This is a genomic window from Streptomyces sp. NBC_01498 (genome assembly GCF_036327775.1).
Lineage (GTDB): Bacteria > Actinomycetota > Actinomycetes > Streptomycetales > Streptomycetaceae > Streptomyces.
Genome location: NZ_CP109598.1, coordinates 2284475 through 2303540, shown reverse-complemented (window position 1 = coordinate 2303540; position 19066 = coordinate 2284475). Strand labels below are relative to the sequence as shown.

Below are 19066 nucleotides of genomic sequence, written 5' to 3'. Positions count from 1 at the left end.
CGTCACGACGGCCCCGGCGGACGTACGTCACCCCCCAGGACCGGACCCGTGAGAAGCGGCGCCGGAGCCCCGGCGTGTCCACCTGTCGGACCGCGCCCTACCGCCTGGTAGCCCGGTCGACGTAGGCTGTTTCGACCCGACATGGGGCGGAACGCTGTCAACTCGTTTTCCCTCCCCAGACGTCCGGATAACGGGTACCGGTCACCGGAAGCTGCGTTAACAGTCCGTTTCGCGGGTGTCTGTCTGTGCTTACTTTGTCCGGATTTCGGGCGTACGGGGCCGGTCGATGTTGTCAAAACGAGACGCTGTAAGTGTGGTTTACAGGTCAGCCGTACTTAATAGTTGGCTGAGCTCGGGTCAACGGGTCAAGCGCTGTGGGGGCGCCGACTCACGAGCACACACGGTGCACTGAACGACCGCCGTCAGGGGTGTCGGCGTCATGGCAGTGCCCGCCCGTCTTGTTTGTGACAAGTGGACTCATGAGGAGGAACCCATGCGCGGTGTCGAGTGCGCCAGTGAGGCCGGGCCGTCGCCGACGACTCGTGCGAGGGGTTATTGCCAGCGCCGCTCATCCGGTCGGGTCGCGGGCAGCGACCGACCCTTCTGAGACCCGGACCACCGCTCAGCTCGCGTTCCTGGGGTGAAATCCACCCCGATCGACGCTTCTCCAGCCTTTCCGCCGTCGGACACTCCCCGGGCGGGGGGTTCGGCGCGGACACATCCGCTCCGGACACCGGGCAGGCACGGAGGAGTATCGCGCGGCGGACCCGGCGGAACGAGTGCACACCACTCGGCCGCTCATCGTGCCGCAGGACCGCGGGTCACCCGACACCCGTGAATGGACACATCATGACCAGTCCAACAGAGACCGAGGCCAACGGACCCTCGATCACCTTGGACAGCGAGACCGCGATCAAGACGGACACCGCGGACGGCAAGCCCCACACCGGGCAGTCGCCGGGCCAGTTGATGTGGACGCGCTTCAAGCGCGACCGGACCGGTGTGATCTCCGCGCTCGTGGTGATCTTCTACTTCGCCGTCGCGGCGCTCGCGCCCGTCATCTCGGCCCTCTACGGCAAGAACCCCTACACGCTCTACGCGCAGGAGCCCGACTACCCCTTCCTGCTCGACGACTTCGCGATGCCCACGGGCAGCTTCGGCGGTGTCTCCGGGGAGTTCTGGTTCGGTGTCGAGCCCAACCTGGGCCGTGACGTCTTCACCATGCTGATCTACGGCATGCGCACCTCCCTCTACATGGCGCTCGTGCTGACCTTCCTCAGCGTCCTCACCGGCGTGATCATCGGTATGGTCGGCGGTTACTTCGGCGGCAAGACGGACTACTGGCTCGGCCGGGTGACGGACTTCTTCCTCGCGTTCCCCAGCCAGCTGTTCTTCATCGCGTTCATGCCCGTCGTGGTCTCGCTGTTCGTCTCCCCGACGGACGAGACCCCCACCTACCTCCGCTCGGTGGCGATCATCCTCGTGATGTGGTTCCTCGGCTGGATGGGTATGGCGCGCCTGGTGCGAAGTTCCGTACTCACCCTGCGCGAGCGGGAGTTCGTCGAGGCGGCCAAGGTGTCGGGTGCCTCCCGGTGGCGGATCGTCCGCAAGGAGATCCTGCCCAACATCGTGACGCCGATCCTGGTGCAGGGCACGTACATGCTGCCCAGCGCCATCCTGACCATCGCGTTCCTCTCCTTCGTCGGCGTCGGCTTCGTCGAACCGACCCCGGACTGGGGCCGCATGTTCGCCATCGGCGCCAAGATCTACGAGCAGGACCCGGCGTTCATGCTCTTCCCGGGCGCCGCACTCGTGATTTTCGTCCTGGCCTTCAACCTTCTCGGTGACTCGGTCCGCGACGCGTTCGACCCCAAGACCGGACGGTGACGTCCATGAGCGGGGGGCCGCTGCCTCCCCCAGCGCCGGGCAACCGGATGGCCGGGCAGCACTTCTGGATAACAAACTCACAGGTAGGTGCAAGCAGCATCATGAAGCCCATCCGATCAAGCCTGATGCGGACCGCGGTCATAGCCGTGGCCGCCGGCTCACTGGCGCTCACCGGTTGCTCGAACGACGGCGGCGGTAAGAGCAACACCAAGGACGAATCCAAGACGCAGGAGGACGCGGCGGCTCAGTCGGCGCCCGTCGCCTACGGTGACGTCGCCGCGTCGACCGGTCCCGCCAAGGAAGTTCCGGGCGCCAAGCCCGGTGGCAAGATCGGCGTCTACCTCCAGTCCGACCTGACGCACATGGACCCGGGTCAGATCTACGTCAGCGACGCCGGTCAGTTCGCGAACCTGATCCACCGCAAGCTGACGAACTACCAGGAGGACGCGAAGGGCAACCTGACCGTCGTCGGTGACATCGCCACCGACTCCGGCAAGTCCTCCGACGGCGGCAAGACCTGGACGTACACGCTGAAGGACGGCATCAAGGACGAGGACGGCACCGTCATCACGTCCGCCGACGTCCGCCACTCGATCGAGCGGATGTACGCGGAGTTCATCTTCGACGGCCCGAGCTTCATCCAGACCTGGCTGAACGGCCCCGAGTACCGCAAGGCGCTCCCGGACGGCCCGTACAAGGGCAAGCACCTGCCCGACACGGTCCTGGAGACCCCGGACGCGAAGACGGTCGTCTTCCACTTCGACAAGGCCCAGCCGGACCTCCCGCAGGCGCTGGCCATGGCCGGCTACGCCATCGTGCCCGAGAAGCAGGACACGAAGGAGAAGTACGACAAGGCGCCGAAGTCGCTCGGCCCGTACAAGATCGCCGACTACAAGGCCGGCAAGTCGATCACGCTGGTCAAGAACACGAACTGGGACCCGGCGACCGACTCGGTCCGTCACCAGTACGTGGACGGCTACGACTTCACCACCACCGTCGAGGCGTCCAGCCAGACCAAGCGTCTGATCGCCGACCAGGGTGAGGCCAAGAGCGCCATCCAGTTCACCACCCCGGTGGACCCCGCGCAGATCCAGGACGTCGTGGGCGACCCGGCCGTCAACAAGCGCACCATCAAGGGCTACCAGCCCTACGTGTGGCAGCTGACGTTCAACCTGGACCGGGTCAAGGACAAGAAGGTCCGTGACGCGATCACCTACGCGATCCCGAACCAGGCCATGATCCAGGCCGACGGTGGCAAGTACGGCGGCGAGCTGGCCGGTGGCCTGATGGCCCCGACCCTGCCCGGCTACGACGCGTCGTACGACCCGTTCGGCAAGCAGAAGACCCCGAACGGCAACGTCGAGAAGGCCAAGGAGCTGCTGAAGGAAGCGGGCTTCAAGGACGGCACGAAGCTGACCTACGCCTACTCGAACACGCCGCGCGCGCAGAAGCAGCAGGTCATCATCAAGGACGCGCTGTCCAAGATCGGCATCGACGTCCAGGCCAAGGAGATCGACTCCGCGAGCTTCTACGAGCAGATCGGCAAGCTCGACAACGCCTTCGACATGTACATGTCCGGCTGGGGCCAGGACTGGTCCTCCCCGTCGACCGTCATCACGCCGGTCTACGACGGCACGCTGGTCGCCGATGGTCAGCCGAACTACTCGCACATCAACGACCCGCAGGTCAACAGCCTCATCCAGGAGGCCGTGAAGCTCGAGCCCGAGGCCGCTGCCAAGAAGTGGGAAGAGGCTCACCACCGCATCGTGGAAGAGATCAACCCGGCCGCCCCGGTCTACTACTCGAAGCAGCTCATGCTGTTCGGTTCGAACGTCGGTGGCGCCCGCTACAGCACCAACTCCAGCTACATCAACATCAACGAGCTGTACCTGAAGACGCCGTAGTGGCACAGCACGGCTGATTCCCGGGGGTGCGCGCCAGGCGGAGCGCACCCCCGGGACCCTCCACGCCCCTCACGTCCAGCCGCTTCCGAAGAGAGCAGCCACCCGCCATGCTTCGTTTTCTCCTCCGCAGGTTGACCGGTGCGGTCGTCATCATGTTCTTGATCGGCGCCTTCACCTTCTTCCTGTTCTACGCGATCCCCCAGGACTTCGCGGCCCTGTCGTGCGGCAAGAACTGTTCGCCTGAGAACCTCGCGGTCATCCGGGCGAATCTCGGTCTCGACAAGCCCATTCCCACGCAGTTCTGGGACTTCATGGTGGGTATCGTGGCCGGCCGTGACTTCGCCATCGGTCACTGTGCCGCCCCGTGTCTCGGTGTCTCCTTCGACAGCGGCAACTTCGTCTGGGACTCGATCATGGACCGCTTCCCGCTGACGCTGTCGCTGACCGTCGGTGGTCTGGTCATCTTCCTGGTGCTGGGCCTCGGTTCGGGTCTGCTCGCCGCGTGGAAGCGCGGCACCGCCCTCGACAAGGTCGTCAGCGGCGCCTCGATGGTGCTCAGCTCCTTCCAGATCTACTTCCTGGGGCCGATCGTTCTCGGGCTTTTCGTCTACAGCACGGGCTGGATGGAGAACCCCAAGTACGTTCCGTTCACGGAGGATCCGGTCGGCTGGGCCGTCGGCCTGCTGATCCCCTGGGCCGTCATGGCGACGATCTTCACCGCGCAGTACACCCGTATGGCGCGCTCGACGATGATCGAACAGCTTCAGGAGGAGCACGTCCGCACCGCGCGTGCCAAGGGCATGCGGCGCTCGTACGTCTTCTTCCGCTACGCCTGGCGCGGCTCGCTCGCCCCCATCGTGACCATTCTCGGCATGGACCTCAGCGGTCTGCTGGCCGGCGCCGTGGTCACCGAGTTCACCTTCGACCTGGCCGGTGTCGGCCGCCTGGCGGTGGAGTCCTCCCTCACCAAGGACCTGCCGCTGACGATGGGTGTGATGCTGTTCGGAGCGTTCTTCATCCTGCTCCTGAACATCGTCGTGGACCTCGCCTACGCCCTCATCGACCCGCGCGTGCGCCTCGCCTAGGAGAACGACCGTGACCACACTGACCAAGACAGAAGACACCCCGGCCCCGACCGGGTCGGAGGCCTTCCTCTCGGTCCGCGATCTGCGGGTGCAGTTCTCCACCGAGGACGGCATCGTCAAGGCGGTCGACGGCCTGTCCTTCGACGTCGAGCGGGGCAAGACCCTGGGAATCGTGGGCGAGTCGGGGTCCGGCAAGTCCGTGACGAACCTGGCCGTCCTCGGCCTGCACAACCCCAAGAGCAGCACGGTCACCGGGCAGATCCGGCTCGACGGCCAGGAGCTGATCGGTGCCCGCGAGGGCGACCTGGAGAAGATCCGCGGCAACAAGGCCGCGATGATCTTCCAGGACCCGCTGACGGCGCTGTCCCCGTACTACACGGTGGGCCGCCAGATCGCGGAGCCGTACATGAAGCACACCGGCGCCTCCAAGAAGGAGGCGAAGGCGCGCGCCATCGAGATGCTCGACAAGGTCGGCATCCCGCAGCCCGCGACCCGCTTCAGCGACTTCCCGCACCAGTTCTCCGGCGGTATGCGCCAGCGCGCCATGATCGCCATGGCCCTGATCTGCGACCCCGACCTGCTGATCGCCGACGAGCCCACCACCGCGCTGGACGTCACCGTGCAGGCCCAGATCCTGGACCTGCTCAGAGACCTCCAGCAGGAGTTCGGCTCCGCGATCGTCTTCATCACCCACGACCTGGGCGTCATCGCCAACATGGCGGACGACCTGCTGGTGATGTACGCGGGCCGGGCGGTGGAGCGCGGCACCGTCCGCGACGTGCTCCGGGAGCCCAAGCACCCCTACACCTGGGGTCTGCTCAGCTCGATGCCGCGCCTGGGCGGCGACCTCAACGAGGCGCTCATGCCCATTCCGGGCAGCCCGCCGAGCCTGCTCAACCCCCCCTCCGGCTGCCCGTTCCACCCGCGCTGCGCCTTCACCGAGCAGGTGACCGGGGCCCGGTGCTCCGGCGAACGGCCCCCGCTGGCGGACGGACGCGCCGCGGCCTGCCACCTCACGGCGGACCAGAAGCAGACCATCTTCATTGATCAGATCAAGCCCCGGCTTGGCTAGGGAGACGCAGAGACATGAGCGAGAACGTCACTCTGCCGAAGCAGGGTTCAGTCGAGGCGACCGACGGGCGGGGCGAGCCCCTGCTCTCCGTCGAGAACCTCGCCATGCACTTCCCCATCTACGGCGGCTTCCCCTTCAAGCGCCGGGTCGGCGCCGTCAAGGCCGTGGACGGCATCGACCTGTCCATCTACGCGGGTGAGAGCCTCGGCCTCGTCGGCGAGTCCGGCTGCGGCAAGTCCACCACCGGCCGGCTCATCACCCGGCTGCTGGAGCCCACCGCCGGCACGATCACCTACGCGGGTCGCGACATCACCCACGCGGGCCGCCGCCAGATGGCGCCCATCAGGTCCGAGATCCAGATGATCTTCCAGGACCCGTACTCGTCGCTGAACCCCCGGCAGACCGTCGGCACCATCATCAAGAGCCCGATGGAGGTCAACGGCATCAACCCGGCCGGTGGGCGGGAGGCCCGCGCGCGGGAGCTGCTGGAGATCGTCGGCCTCAACCCGGAGCACTACAACCGTTTCCCGCACGAGTTCTCGGGCGGCCAGCGGCAGCGCATCGGAGTCGCGCGGGCGCTGGCGCTGGAGCCGAAGCTGATCGTCGCCGACGAGCCGGTCTCCGCGCTCGACGTGTCGATCCAGGCGCAGGTGGTCAACCTGCTCCAGAAGGTCCGTGACGAGCTGGGCATCGCCTTCCTCTTCATCGCCCACGACCTGGCCGTGGTGCGGCACTTCTCCGAGCGCGTGGCCGTGATGTACCTGGGCAAGGTGGTGGAGGTCGCCGACCGCGAGTCGCTCTACAACCGGCCCCGGCACCCGTACACCCACGCCCTGCTCTCGGCCGTGCCCGAGCCGGACGTCGACTCGGCGAAGAAGGAGCGCATCCGCCTCTCCGGCGACGTGCCCTCGCCGATCATGCCGCCGTCCGGCTGCCGCTTCCGCACCCGGTGCTGGAAGGCCCAGGAGAAGTGCGCGACGGACGAGCCGCCGCTGGTCCAGATCACCGGCAACCGGCCGGGCCACCTGACCGCGTGCCACTTCCCGGAGGAGCCGACCATCGCTCCCCGCGAGGAGGACGTGGTCCTGGACCCGGCGCTGGTGAGCCTCGAAGAGGAGCACGGCGCGCCGAGCTAGTACGCGGGCTCCCCCGCGTACGAGCCCTCCCGCGTACGAGGCGGAACGCGCCCCGCGGCACGCACCGCCCGTACCACCCGCGCGTGTACGACCCGGACACCCCCGGCCGCAGCAGCGGCCGGGGGTGTCGTCGTGGGGCGGTCGTCGCGGCCCGGGGCGTTCCCGGACGGCCGTAGTTAACGCGCGCCCCCGTCCCTGATGGAGTGATATTTGGGCCTAAGCGATATTCGGGACTCAGGAGGAACTCCATGAGCGGAGCCACGCACGCCAAGTGGGCCGCGGGCGCGCTCGCCGTCGCCCTCACCGCGACCGCCTGCGGCGGCGGTGGGGGCAGCGGCAGCGGCGGCAGCGGCGCCGACGGAGTCCTCAGCTCCTCCTGGGGCGACCCGCAGAACCCGCTGGAGCCCGCCAACACCAACGAGGTCCAGGGCGGCAAGGTCCTCGACATGGTCTTCCGGGGGCTCAAGCGCTACAACCCGAAGACCGCCAAGGCCGAGAACATGCTCGCCGAGAAGATCGAGACGAAGGACTCCGTCAACTTCACCGTCACCGTGAAGAACGGCTGGACCTTCAGCAACGGCGAGAAGGTCACCGCGAAGTCCTTCGTGGACGCCTGGAACTACGGCGCGAACCTGCGCAACAACCAGCGCAACGCCTACTTCTTCGGCCAGATCGACGGCTACCAGGCCGTCCACCCCGACTCCGGGCAGCCCACCGCCACCACCCTGTCCGGCCTCAAGGTCACCGGCCCGCAGACGTTCACCGTCAAGCTGTCCCAGAAGTTCTCCACCTGGCCGGACACCCTCGGGTACGCCGCGTTCGCGCCCCTGCCCACCGCGTTCTTCAAGGACCACGCGGGCTGGCTCGCCAAGCCCGTCGGCAACGGGCCGTACGCCGTCGACTCGTACACCAAGGGCTCGCAGATGTCCCTGCGCACCTGGGACAAGTACCCGGGCCCCGACAAGGCGAAGAACGGCGGCGTGGACCTGAAGGTCTACACCGACAACAACACCGCCTACACCGACCTGACGGCCGGAAACCTCGACCTCGTCGACGACGTCCCGGCCTCCCAGCTCAAGAACGCCCCCGCCGACCTGGGCTCCCGCTACATCAACACCCCCGCGGGCATCATCCAGACCCTCGCCTTCCCGTACTACGACAAGGCGTGGAACACCCCGGACGCGGTCAAGGTCCGCACCGGTCTGTCGATGGCCATCAACCGCGAGCAGATCACCGAGACCATCTTCCAGAAGACCCGTACCCCGGCCACCGACTGGACCTCCCCGGTCCTCGGCAAGGCCGGCGGCTTCCAGGCCGGGCTCTGCGGCAAGGCGTGCGACTTCGACCCCGCCGCCGCGAAGAAGATGATCGCCGACGGCGGCGGACTGCCGGGCGGGCGCATCCAGCTCACGTACAACGCGGACACCGGCTCCCACAAGGACTGGATCGACGCCGTCTGCAACAGCATCAACAACACCCTCGGCGACGACCGGGCGTGTGTCGGCCGGCCCGTCGGCACCTTCGCGGACTACCGCAACCAGATCACCCAGAAGAAGATGCCCGGCCCCTTCCGGGCCGGCTGGCAGATGGACTACCCGCTGATCCAGAACTTCCTCCAGCCGCTCTACTTCACCAACGCCTCGTCCAACGACGGCAAGTGGACCAACGCCGAGTTCGACAAGCTCATCGACCAGGCCAACGCCGAGAGCGACACCGCGACCGCGATCAAGAAGTTCCAGCAGGCCGAGGGCGTCGTACGGGACAACATGGCCGCCATCCCGCTCTGGTACCAGAACGGCAGCGCCGGCTACTCGGAGCGGCTGAGCAACGTCGAGCTCAACCCGTTCAGCGTCCCCGTCTACAACGAGATCAAGGTGAGCTGACACCGGACGACCGCCCGGCCCGGCGCACCCCCGCCGCGCCCCGCCGGGCGGTCCCCGCGTCAGGCCCCAGGCCCGACCACGACCCCGGGAGCCCCGCATGGGACGTTATGTGATCCGGCGTCTGCTCCAGATGATCCCGGTCTTCATCGGTGCCACGCTGTTGATCTTCCTCATGGTCAATGTCATGGGCGACCCCATCGCGGGCCTCTGCGGCGAACGGCAGTGCGACGCGGCGACCGCCGCCCAGCTCCGCCGCGAGTTCGGCCTCGACAAACCCGTATGGCAGCAATACGCCACCTACATGGGCAACGTCTTCACCGGCGACTTCGGAACGGCCTTCAACGGCCAGAAGGTCACCGAACTCATGGGCACGTCCTTCCCGATCACCATCCGGCTCACCCTCGTCGCGATCGTCTTCGAGATCATCATCGGCGTCACCCTCGGCGTGCTCACCGGACTGCGGCGCGGCCGGCCGATCGACAGCGGCGTCCTGCTGCTGACCCTCGTGGTCATCTCCGTACCGACCTTCGTGACCGGACTGATCGTCCAGCTGCTCCTCGGCGTGAAGTGGAACCTCATCTCCCCGTCCGTCTCCACCGCCGCCCCCCTCGGCGAACTCATCGTGCCGGGCCTGGTGCTGGCCTCCGTCTCACTGGCGTACGTCACCCGGCTGACCCGCACCTCCATCGCCGAGAACACCCGCTCCGACTACGTCCGCACCGCCGTCGCCAAGGGCTTGCCCCGCCACCGGGTCATCACCCGGCATCTGCTCCGCAACTCGCTGATCCCCGTCATCACCTTCATCGGCACCGACATCGGCGCCCTGATGGGCGGCGCGATCGTCACCGAGCGGATCTTCAACATCCACGGCGTCGGCTACCAGCTCTACCAGGGCATCCTGCGCCAGAACACCCAGACCGTCGTCGGCTTCGTGACCGTCCTCGTCATCGTCTTCCTCCTCGCCAACCTGCTGGTCGACCTGCTGTACGCCGTACTGGACCCGAGGATCCGCTATGTCTGAGCCCACCGCCCCCAAGGACGAAGGAGCCATCGCGCCCACCGGCTTCGGCGGCTCGATGGACCTCGCCACCAGCGACGGCGCCGACCTCGAAGGGCTCGAACAGGGCGGTGGCGAAGGGCCCGGCGAGAAACCCCGCAGCCTCTGGTCCGACGCCTGGCGCGACCTGCGCCGCAACCCCGTCTTCATCATCTCGGGCCTCGTCATCCTCTTCCTGGTGATCATCTCGATCTGGCCCCAGTCGATCGCCTCCGGCAACCCGCTCTCCTGCGACCTCGCCAAGGCCCAGGAAGGCTCCCAGCCCGGCCACCCCTTCGGCTTCACCGCCCAGGGCTGCGACGTCTACACCCGCACCGTCTACGGCGCCCGCGCCTCGGTCACCGTCGGCGTCTGCGCCACCCTCGGCGTCGCCCTCGTCGGCACCGTCCTCGGCGGGCTCGCCGGCTTCTTCGGCGGCTTCTGGGACGCGATCCTCTCCCGCCTCACCGACATCTTCTTCGGCATCCCCGTGGTGCTCGGCGGCCTCGTCCTGCTCTCCGTCGTCACCAGCTCCAGCGTCTGGCCCGTCATCGGATTCATGGTCCTGCTCGGCTGGCCGCAGATCTCCCGGATCGCCCGCGGCTCCGTCATCACCATCAAGCAGAACGACTTCGTCCAGGCCGCCCGCGCCCTCGGCGCCTCCAACTCCCGGATGATGCTGCGCCACGTCCTGCCCAACGCCGTCGCCCCCGTCATCGTGGTCGCGACCATCGCGCTCGGCACGTACATCGCCCTGGAGGCGACCCTCTCCTACCTCGGCGTCGGCCTCAAACCGCCCTCCGTCTCCTGGGGCATCGACATCTCCGACGCGTCCAAGTTCATCCGCAACGCCCCGCACATGCTGCTCTGGCCGGCCGGCGCCCTGGCCGTCACGGTGCTCGCCTTCATCATGCTCGGCGACGCGGTGCGCGACGCCCTCGACCCCAAGCTGCGCTGAGGAGCCCGCCATGTTGCTCGAAGTGCGCGATCTGCACGTGGAGTTCCACACCCGCGACGGTGTCGCCCGCGCGGTCAACGGGGTCAGCTACGCGGTCGACGCGGGCGAAACCCTCGCCGTGCTCGGCGAGTCGGGCTCCGGCAAGTCCGTCACCGCGCAGGCCGTCATGGGCATCCTCGACATGCCGCCCGGCCGGATCACCGGCGGTGAGGTGCTGTTCAAGGGCCGCGACCTGCTCACCACCAAGGAGGACCAGCGGCGGAAGATCCGCGGCGCCGAGATGGCGATGATCTTCCAGGACGCGCTCTCCTCGCTCAACCCCGTCCTCAGCGTGGGCGCCCAGCTCGGCGAGATGTTCACCGTCCACCGGGGCGCGTCCCGCAAGGACGCGCGCGCCAGGGCCGTCGACCTCATGGACCGGGTACGCATCCCGGCCGCGAAGGAACGGGTGAACGACTACCCGCACCAGTTCTCCGGCGGAATGCGCCAGCGCATCATGATCGCCATGGCGATGGCCCTCGAACCCTCGCTGATCATCGCCGACGAACCCACGACCGCCCTCGACGTCACCGTCCAGGCCCAGGTCATGGAACTCCTCGCGGACCTCCGGCACGACCTCGACATGGGCCTCATCCTGATCACCCACGACCTCGGCGTCGTCGCCGACGTCGCCGACCGGATCGCCGTCATGTACGCGGGCCGGATCGTCGAGTCCGCCCCCGTCCACGACATCTACAAGGCCCCCGCCCACCCCTACACCCGCGGCCTGCTCGACTCCATCCCCCGGCTCGACCAGAAGGGCCGCGAGCTGTACGCCATCAAGGGCCTGCCGCCCAACCTCCAGCGCATCCCGTCCGGCTGCGCCTTCAACCCGCGCTGCCCCCGGGCCCAGGACATCTGCCGCACCGACGTCCCCCCGCTCTTCGAGGCCGGCGACAACCGGCACAGCGCCTGCTTCTTCTGGAGGGAGACCCTCGATGGCTGAGCCTCTCCTGGAGGTGCGCGACCTGGTGAAGCACTTCCCGCTCACCCGGGGCATCCTCTTCAAGAAGCAGATCGGCGCCGTCAAGGCGGTCGACGGGGTCTCCTTCGGCCTCGCCGCCGGCGAGACACTCGGCGTCGTCGGCGAGTCCGGCTGCGGCAAGTCGACCGTCGCCCGGATGCTCGTCAACCTGGAACGCCCCACCGCCGGCCAGATCCGCTACAAGGGCGAGGACATCACCCGGCTGTCCGGCCGCGCCCTGAAAACCGTACGGCGCAACATCCAGATGGTCTTCCAGGACCCGTACACCTCACTGAACCCGCGCATGACCGTCGGCGACATCATCGGCGAGCCCTTCGACATCCACCCCGAGGTCGCGCCCCGGGGCGAACGCCGGCGCCGCGTCCAGGACCTCCTCGACGTGGTCGGCCTCAACCCCGAGTACATCAACCGCTACCCGCACCAGTTCTCCGGCGGCCAGCGCCAGCGCATCGGCATCGCCCGCGGACTCGCGCTGCGCCCGGAGATCATCGTCGCCGACGAACCGGTCTCCGCCCTCGACGTGTCCGTACAGGCCCAGGTCGTCAATCTGATGGAACGCCTCCAGGACGAGTTCGGCCTGAGCTACGTCTTCATCGCGCACGACCTGTCGATCGTCCGGCACATCTCCGACCGGGTCGGCGTGATGTACCTCGGGCGGATCATCGAGATCGGCACGGACACCCAGATCTACGACCACCCCACCCACCCCTACACCCAGGCGCTGCTCTCCGCCGTGCCCGTGCCCGACCCGGCGGCCCGCTCCCGGCGCGAGCGGATCATCCTCACCGGCGAGGTGCCGTCCCCGGCCCACCCGCCGTCCGGCTGCCGGTTCCGCACCCGCTGCTGGAAGGCGGTGGAGCGCTGCGCCCTGGAGGTGCCGCTGCTCGCCGTGCCCGCGGTCTTCCGGGACACCGGCGGCCCGGCGGAGCACGACTCGGCATGCCACTTCGCCGAGGAACGGCAGGTGGTGGCGGTGACGACGGGGCCGGGGGAGACGCCCGGGGAAGGTGGCGGCCCCGGGGCGGACGGTCCGGATCCGGACAACGAGATGTGATTGAGACGTCCAGCCCGTTGACACGCAGGAAACGTCACCGACGTCTCGCCGATATACGGACGGGCCACATTGGTCGACGTACGGCCGTGCGGGTGCCGTTGGACCGGCCGGGATCCTGAGATCCCGGCCGGTCGCCCAACTCACCTCGGGGACATGGCGGTTGCCCGGAGCCGTTCGGTGGCACGCGGGCCGCGGGCCGTCCACCTCCCTTTCCCGGTGCGGCGGTTGCCGATGCCCGAGTCCGGTCCGCGACCCGGCGGACGGCCGGCGCCGTCGGGCGGTGCGGCGGGTGCCGGTCGCCCGAGCCCGGTGCGTGGCACGGTGGCGTCCATCTCCCCTTCCGGTGCGGCGGTTGCCGATGCCCGAGTCCGGTCCGCGACCTGGCGGACGGCCGGCGCCGTCGGGCGGTGCGGCGGGTGCCGGTCGCCCGAGCCCGGTGCGTGGCACGGTGGCTGCCCAAAGTCCCTCCGTGGCAAAGAAGTTGCCGGGCCGCCCGAAGCCCGTCGGTGATGCGGCAGATACGCCGGATGCGGTGGATACGGCAGGTGCCTCGGGGGCCCTTGTTCCGGGGGCGTTCTGACGGGACCATCGCGGGGTGACATTCACCCGCGGGGCCAGGATCACCGGCGTGGTGCTCTGCGCCGCGCTCGCCGTCGTCGTGACCGCGTGGATCGTACGGGACCTCCGGGTGACGAACGGGCCCCTCGCGCTCTGGTGGCACTGGGCCGATCCGGGCGCCGCCGCCGTCGCACCCCCGCCCGTGACCACCCCGGCGGACCTCGTGCTGCTGGCCGTGTACGCGGTCGTGGCCGTCACCGCCGGACGCTCGGCCGTCGCCGCGTCCGCGATCTTCGCCACCGGACTGCTCACCGTCGCCGTCCGGCTGCCCCAGCTCTGGGTGCTCGGCTCGTCCTGGACGGACGGCCGCGTCCCGGACGGACTGCGCACGCGCGCGCTGTACTGCGCCGTCGGCGCGCTCGGCGCGGGCGTACTGCTGCTCGTCACGGCCGCCGCCGGGCGCAGGGCGCCGGGGGCCGCGTACGGGCGTACGCCCACCCGGCCCACCCAGGGCGTCTCCGTCGCCGCCTTCCTGCTGCTGGGCTCAGCCGCGGGCGTCTGGGCGGCCTGGGAGGTCCACTGGGGGCTCCGGCTCGGCCTCCGCGCGTATCTCGACCGTCTCACCGGCGAGTCGGCCCTGATGCCGCTGCTGGGCACCCCGCCCGGCTGGCTGAACGTGGTGACCGTGCTGCTCTGCCTCGTGGCGGCGGTGGGCGCGCTCTTCCACACGCCGTTCTCCCGGCCGCTCGGCATGACGGCCGCCGCCCTGCTGCTGGGGGCGGGGGTCCCGGCGCTGGCGACGGCCCTGCGGTACGACCGGCTCACCCACCTCGGCGCCCTGCCGGCGGTCGAACTGCTCACCCTCGTCAGTCTGCTGCTCGGTCTCTGCGCGGGCTGCGGGGCACTGGCCGCGCTCGCCCGCGAGGGCGAGGAGGAGACACCGGGAGCCCGCCCGCCCGGGGCGGCCTGGGGACGCCCGGAGCGGTACGGAGACCCGTACGGGTACGGACAGGGGTACGGCCACCCGGCGGGCGGCGGCGGGAGCGGCGGCGGGTTCGCCCCGCCGCCGTCCTCGGGCCCGCCGCCCCGCAGGTGAGGGCGGCCGGCGCTACTCCCCGGACCCGGACCCGGCTTCGGACCCGACGTCCGTCCCGGACCGCGGCCCGGACCCGGACCCGGCCGTTCCGAGCGACCTCTTCAGGAAGTCCACCTGGAGCAGCAGCAGATTCTCCGCGATCTGCTCCTGCGGCGTCATGTGTGTCACCCCGGTCAGCGGCAGCACCTCGTGCGGCCGGCCCGCCGACAGCAGCGCCGACGACAGCCGCAGCGTGTGCGTCATCACGACGTTGTCGTCCGCCAGCCCGTGGATGATCATCAGCGGCACCGCCGGACCCGCGGCCTCCACCAGCCCGTCGTCCGTGACCAGCGAGTTGGCCGCGTACACCTCGGGCGCCTCGGCCGGATGGCCCAGATAGCGCTCCGTGTAGTGGGTGTCGTAGAGCCGCCAGTCGGTCACCGGGGCGCCCGCGACCGCCGCGTGGAAGACGTCGGGACGGCGCAGTGCCGCGAGTCCGGCGAGGTAACCGCCGTACGACCAGCCTCGGATGGCCACCCGCGTCAGGTCCAGCGGGAACCGCCCGGCGAGCGACTGGAGCGCCTCGATCTGGTCGTCCAGGGTGAGCGTCAGATTGTCCTTCACCGCCTTCTCCCAGCCGGGCGAGCGGCCCGGACTGCCCCGGCCGTCCGCGATCACGACGGCGAAGCCCTGGTCGGCGAACCACTGGGACGTGAGGAGCGGATTGTGCGCGGCCACCACACGCTGGCCGTGCGGACCGGCGTACGGGTCGAGCAGGACCGGCAGCGGACCGTCCACCTCCCGGTAGTGCGTGGGGAGTAGCACGGCGCACGGAATTCGATGTGCGCCCCCCTCCGTGAGCTGGACGCGCGGGCTGAGATTCGGCTGCTGGGCGTACGACGTGACCTCGGCGAGCTGCTTGCCCTCGGCCACCACCCGGACCGCCGCACCGCTGACATCCGGCCGGGCGGAAACCAGCACCACGACCTCGCCCGCGCGGACGGCGGTGTGCACCCCGGCCCCCTCGGAGACCCGCTCGGGCCCCTCCGTGACGGCTTCCCGGGCGCTCTCCCCGGCCGCTGTCCCGGCCGTCGCCCCGGACGGGGCGGCGGGCCCGTACGGGATCCGGTAGACATGGATCTCGCCGATCTCCGGCACCGCGGCGGCCTCGCCCGCCGTCGCCGACACCAGTACGTCCCGCTCACCGACGTCGAGCACCGCCCGCAGGTGCAACTCCGGCCCGGTCAGCGCCCGGTCACCGACGAACAGCACCCGCGCGCCGCCCGCCGCCTCCTCGGTGGCCGGGGTGTCCTCTATCCGCACCAGCTCGCCGCCGGGCGTCAAGGCCGGTGCGCCGGCGATGAGTTCCAGCCAAACCGGGTCCGTCTCCTCGTACAGCGACCGTGTTTCACCGGTCTCCGTGTCGACGGACAGATACCGCTGCGCGCGCTGGTCCCGCGCCTGCACGAGCAGTACGGGATCACCCGCCGACGACCAGTGCACGGCCGCGAGGTACGGCGCGGCGGCCCGGTCCCAGACCACCTCCGTACGCGACCCGTCCAGACCGGTCAGGAAGAGCCGCACGTCGGCGTTGGGGGTGCCGGCCGACGGGTAGGCGACGGCGGACGGTTCGCGCTCGGGGTGCGCGGGGTCCGCGATCCACCAGCGCTGTACGTCGGCGCCGTCCACGCGCGCGACCAGCAGCCGGTCGGAGCGCGGCGACCACCAGTAGCCGCGTGAGCGGCCCATCTCCTCGGCGGCGACGAATTCGGCCAGACCGTAGGTGGTCCGGTCGTCCTCCGGCGCGGCCAGTTCGCGGTCGCCGTCCCCCTCGGCGCCCGTCACCCGCAGCGCGCCCCCGGCCACATAGGCGATGTGCCGGCCGTCGGGCGACGGCCTCGGGTCGATCACCGGCCCCGGCACGGGCAGTTCACGCGCCGTCCCGGCGCGCAGCTCGGCGGTGAACAGCCGCCCCGACAGCGCGAAGGCCGCCAACTCGGCCGCTCCGTCGACCGCGTAGCCGACGATGCCCGCCGATCCCTCCCGGCTGCGCTCCCTGCGGGCGCGCTCCTCGGCCGACAACTCCTCCGGTGAGCCCGCCAGCAGCGTTTCGGGGTCGGCGGCGATCCGCTCGCGCGCCGCACCCGATCTGTCGTCCAGGTCGAGCACCCACAGCCGGTTCGTACGGTCCGTTCCCGAGGTGGAGCGGAGGAAGAGCACCCGTGAACCGTCGGGGGCCACCGTGAAGGCGCGCGGAGCACCGAGCGTGAACCGCTGGGTCCGTGCGTACTGGCGAGGAAAGGAGAGTTGTTGCCTCGAGGTCATACGACCGAACCTAGCGTCCCTCCGGGCCGTCCGTGCGCCCCCGTGTGCTGCCGTGCACCGATCGATGCCTTCCGGCGGATAGTTATGATCCATAGCGTCATGTGGGTATGTACCCGCAGGCACATGCGTGTTGCCTGTCCCGATCGAATATCCGCCGACCATCTGTGGAGGTGAACCGCCGTGGCACTCTCGATTTCGGCGGTGGTGCTGCTGGCGATCGTTGTCGTCCTGCTGATCCGGAAATCCGGACTGAAGGGCGGACACGCGTTTGTCTGCGTCTTACTCGGCTTCTACCTGGCCAGCTCCTCGATCGCACCCACGATCAGTGATCTCACCTCGAACGTGGCGGGGATGATCGGCGACCTTCAGTTCTAGCGCGTCCCGTCCGGCGGTTCCGGGGCGGCCGGTCCGATCGGTCCGGCCGGTCATGAAAAGGGCGGTTCTGGGGCCTGGTCCGTACGGCGGGCCCCGGGCGCTCGGGAGGATCGTTCCGGCGTCCGGGCGGTCCCGGCGTGCCCGTGCGGGCCCGCCTCGTACGCTGTGCGTATGACCGATCTTCCCGACCGTCGTCTGCTGCTGGTCCACGCACACCCCGACGACGAGTCGATCAACAACGGCGCCACGATGGCCAGGTACGCGGCCGAGGGCGCCCGGGTCACCCTGGTGACCTGCACACTCGGCGAGGAGGGCGAGGTGATCCCGCCCTCGCTCGCCGCTCTCGCGCCCGGCGGCGAGCCGACGGGCGCCTTCAGCGCGCTCGGAGCGCACCGCGAGGGTGAACTCGCCGCGGCGATGCGGGAACTCGGCGTGGCCGACCACCGGCTGCTCGGCGGCCGGGGGCGGTTCCGTGACTCCGGGATGATGGGCCTGCCGCAGAACGGCCACCGGGACGCCTTCTGGGGCGCGGACGTGGACATCGCCGCCGGGTACCTCGTGGAGGTGATCCGTTCCGTACGGCCGCAGGTGCTGGTCACGTACGACCCGCACGGCGGCTACGGCCACCCCGACCACATCCAGACCCACCGCGTCGCCACCCGCGCCGCCGAACTGGCCGCCGACGCGGCCTTCCTGCCCGGCCTCGGCGCGCCGTACACGATCGCGAAGGTCTACTGGAACCGGGTGCCGCGTTCGGCGGCCGAGGAGGGCTTCGCCCGACTGCGCTCCTCCGGGCCGGAGTTCGGGGGCGTGGCGGACATCGGCGACGTGCCCGGTGTGGTGGACGACGGCGAGATCACGGCGGAGATCGACGGCGGCGCGTACGCGGCACGGAAGGCGGCGGCCATGCGGGCGCACGAGACGCAGATCGTGGTGGACGGGGCGTACTTCGCGCTCTCCAACGGCCTCGGCCAGCCGCTCCTCAGTACGGAGTACTACCAGTTGGTACGGGGCGCCTCCGGCGCGGAGCCCGGCGCGCGCGAGACGGATCTCTTCGCGGGCCTCGGCGCGGGTCCTGCCGGGGCTCCCGGTACGGGTCCCGGCGCGGGGGTGGGCGCGTGAGCGGGCGCGAGGCCGGACGGGACGGAGCCGGGGGCCGTCCCAAGGCCACCGGCGGCGCGACCCGGGCCGACACCGGTGCGGGCGGCGGAGCGCCGGCCGAGTACGGGGCGTGGCTCACCTCCCCGCCGAAACCCGGCCGTATCGCCGCGTACCTCGCCCTCGCCGTCCTCGGGGCGGTGGTCGGCACGGCGGGCGCCCTCGTCCAGGGCGGCTGGTTCCCCGGCGGTCTGATCCTCGCGCTGGCCGCCTCGGCGGGCCTCTTCCACGGAGGCCGCACCGCCACCGGCTCGCAGTTCGGCGTCGGGGCCCCGGCGGCGGGCTGGCTGGTCGCCGTCATCCTGCTCAGCCTCGGCCGGCCCGAGGGCGACGGCGCCTTCGGCGCGGGCATCGGACCGGTGATCTACCTGCTCGGCGGTGCGGTGGTGGCTGTGATGTGTGCCACCATGTCGCGGTCACCGCAACCGGCCGCGAACTCCGGCCGACTGGGAAAGTGATGCGCCCGTCGCGTAACCGTCGGCCTGAATTGACCCCGTCCGTACGGTCGGTGGAATAAACGCTTCCCCCGCTCGGCG

14 protein-coding genes and 1 pseudogene are annotated in these 19066 nt (G+C 69.8%); 14 read left to right on the top strand and 1 reads right to left on the bottom strand.

Features of this window, described 5'->3' with window-relative positions:
- Nucleotides 1-849 precede the first annotated feature (849 nt).
- From OG875_RS09530 to OG875_RS09480, 11 genes are all read left to right on the top strand, one after another.
- Nucleotides 850-1887 (top strand): ABC transporter permease, encoded by a 1038-nt coding sequence (locus tag OG875_RS09530; RefSeq protein WP_330173784.1) that lies wholly within the window; start codon nt 850-852, stop codon nt 1885-1887.
- A gap of 101 nt (nt 1888-1988) precedes the next feature.
- Entirely contained in the window at nt 1989-3791 is a 1803-nt protein-coding gene (locus OG875_RS09525; RefSeq protein ID WP_330173783.1) for an ABC transporter substrate-binding protein, read from the top strand.
- Between the two features lie 107 nt (nt 3792-3898).
- Entirely contained in the window at nt 3899-4876 is a 978-nt protein-coding gene (locus OG875_RS09520; RefSeq protein ID WP_330173782.1) for an ABC transporter permease, read from the top strand.
- Between the two features lie 10 nt (nt 4877-4886).
- On the top strand, nt 4887-5948 hold the full coding sequence (locus OG875_RS09515; RefSeq protein ID WP_330173781.1) for an ABC transporter ATP-binding protein: 1062 nt from the start codon (nt 4887-4889) through the stop codon (nt 5946-5948).
- A gap of 14 nt (nt 5949-5962) precedes the next feature.
- Nucleotides 5963-7084, top strand: coding sequence for an ABC transporter ATP-binding protein (locus OG875_RS09510; RefSeq protein WP_330173780.1), 1122 nt, complete (start codon nt 5963-5965; stop codon nt 7082-7084).
- Nucleotides 7085-7332: 248 nt separating this feature from the next.
- A complete protein-coding gene (locus OG875_RS09505; protein WP_330173779.1) occupies nt 7333-8967 on the top strand; it encodes a peptide ABC transporter substrate-binding protein in 1635 nt (544 codons plus the stop codon).
- Between the two features lie 97 nt (nt 8968-9064).
- A complete protein-coding gene (locus OG875_RS09500; protein ID WP_330173778.1) occupies nt 9065-9988 on the top strand; it encodes an ABC transporter permease in 924 nt (307 codons plus the stop codon).
- Nucleotides 9981-10961 carry an ABC transporter permease gene (locus OG875_RS09495; protein WP_330173777.1) on the top strand — a complete coding sequence of 327 codons (981 nt, stop codon included), beginning with the start codon at nt 9981-9983 and terminating at the stop codon, nt 10959-10961. The genes OG875_RS09500 and OG875_RS09495 overlap by 8 nt, the downstream gene beginning before the upstream one ends.
- 10 nt (nt 10962-10971) lie before the next feature.
- Nucleotides 10972-11946: an ABC transporter ATP-binding protein gene (locus OG875_RS09490; RefSeq protein ID WP_330173776.1), complete on the top strand. Its 975-nt coding sequence runs from the start codon at nt 10972-10974 to the stop codon at nt 11944-11946.
- Nucleotides 11939-13039 (top strand): ABC transporter ATP-binding protein, encoded by a 1101-nt coding sequence (locus OG875_RS09485; RefSeq protein WP_330173775.1) that lies wholly within the window; start codon nt 11939-11941, stop codon nt 13037-13039. The genes OG875_RS09490 and OG875_RS09485 overlap by 8 nt, the downstream gene beginning before the upstream one ends.
- A gap of 595 nt (nt 13040-13634) precedes the next feature.
- Nucleotides 13635-14693: a hypothetical protein gene (locus OG875_RS09480; protein WP_330173774.1), complete on the top strand. Its 1059-nt coding sequence runs from the start codon at nt 13635-13637 to the stop codon at nt 14691-14693.
- Between the two features lie 81 nt (nt 14694-14774).
- Here the strand turns inward: OG875_RS09480 and OG875_RS09475 are convergent.
- Nucleotides 14775-16997: pseudogene (locus OG875_RS09475) on the bottom strand (prolyl oligopeptidase family serine peptidase); the annotation flags it as partial.
- 180 nt (nt 16998-17177) lie between these two features.
- Here OG875_RS09475 and OG875_RS09470 point away from each other — a divergent pair.
- From OG875_RS09470 to OG875_RS09460, 3 genes are all read left to right on the top strand, one after another.
- On the top strand, nt 17178-17372 hold the full coding sequence (locus OG875_RS09470) for a hypothetical protein (RefSeq protein ID WP_330173772.1): 195 nt from the start codon (nt 17178-17180) through the stop codon (nt 17370-17372).
- Nucleotides 17373-17543: 171 nt separating this feature from the next.
- Nucleotides 17544-18494, top strand: a complete 951-nt coding sequence (gene mshB / locus OG875_RS09465) for an N-acetyl-1-D-myo-inositol-2-amino-2-deoxy-alpha-D-glucopyranoside deacetylase (protein WP_330173771.1) — start codon at nt 17544-17546, stop codon at nt 18492-18494.
- Nucleotides 18491-18988 carry a DUF6113 family protein gene (locus OG875_RS09460; protein ID WP_443079091.1) on the top strand — a complete coding sequence of 166 codons (498 nt, stop codon included), beginning with the start codon at nt 18491-18493 and terminating at the stop codon, nt 18986-18988. The genes mshB and OG875_RS09460 overlap by 4 nt, the downstream gene beginning before the upstream one ends.
- Nucleotides 18989-19066 lie beyond the last annotated feature (78 nt).

Bases quoted from the DNA above. Each gene is read 5' to 3' on its own strand.
- OG875_RS09530 (WP_330173784.1), top strand. From the start codon at position 850: ATGACCAGTCCAACAGAGACCGAGGCCAACGGACCCTCGATCACCTTG.
- OG875_RS09525 (WP_330173783.1), top strand. From the start codon at position 1,989: ATGAAGCCCATCCGATCAAGCCTGATGCGGACCGCGGTCATAGCCGTG.
- OG875_RS09520 (WP_330173782.1), top strand. From the start codon at position 3,899: ATGCTTCGTTTTCTCCTCCGCAGGTTGACCGGTGCGGTCGTCATCATG.
- OG875_RS09510 (WP_330173780.1), top strand. From the start codon at position 5,963: ATGAGCGAGAACGTCACTCTGCCGAAGCAGGGTTCAGTCGAGGCGACC.
- OG875_RS09505 (WP_330173779.1), top strand. From the start codon at position 7,333: ATGAGCGGAGCCACGCACGCCAAGTGGGCCGCGGGCGCGCTCGCCGTC.
- OG875_RS09500 (WP_330173778.1), top strand. From the start codon at position 9,065: ATGGGACGTTATGTGATCCGGCGTCTGCTCCAGATGATCCCGGTCTTC.
- OG875_RS09495 (WP_330173777.1), top strand. From the start codon at position 9,981: ATGTCTGAGCCCACCGCCCCCAAGGACGAAGGAGCCATCGCGCCCACC.
- OG875_RS09490 (WP_330173776.1), top strand. From the start codon at position 10,972: ATGTTGCTCGAAGTGCGCGATCTGCACGTGGAGTTCCACACCCGCGAC.
- OG875_RS09485 (WP_330173775.1), top strand. From the start codon at position 11,939: ATGGCTGAGCCTCTCCTGGAGGTGCGCGACCTGGTGAAGCACTTCCCG.
- mshB (WP_330173771.1), top strand. From the start codon at position 17,544: ATGACCGATCTTCCCGACCGTCGTCTGCTGCTGGTCCACGCACACCCC.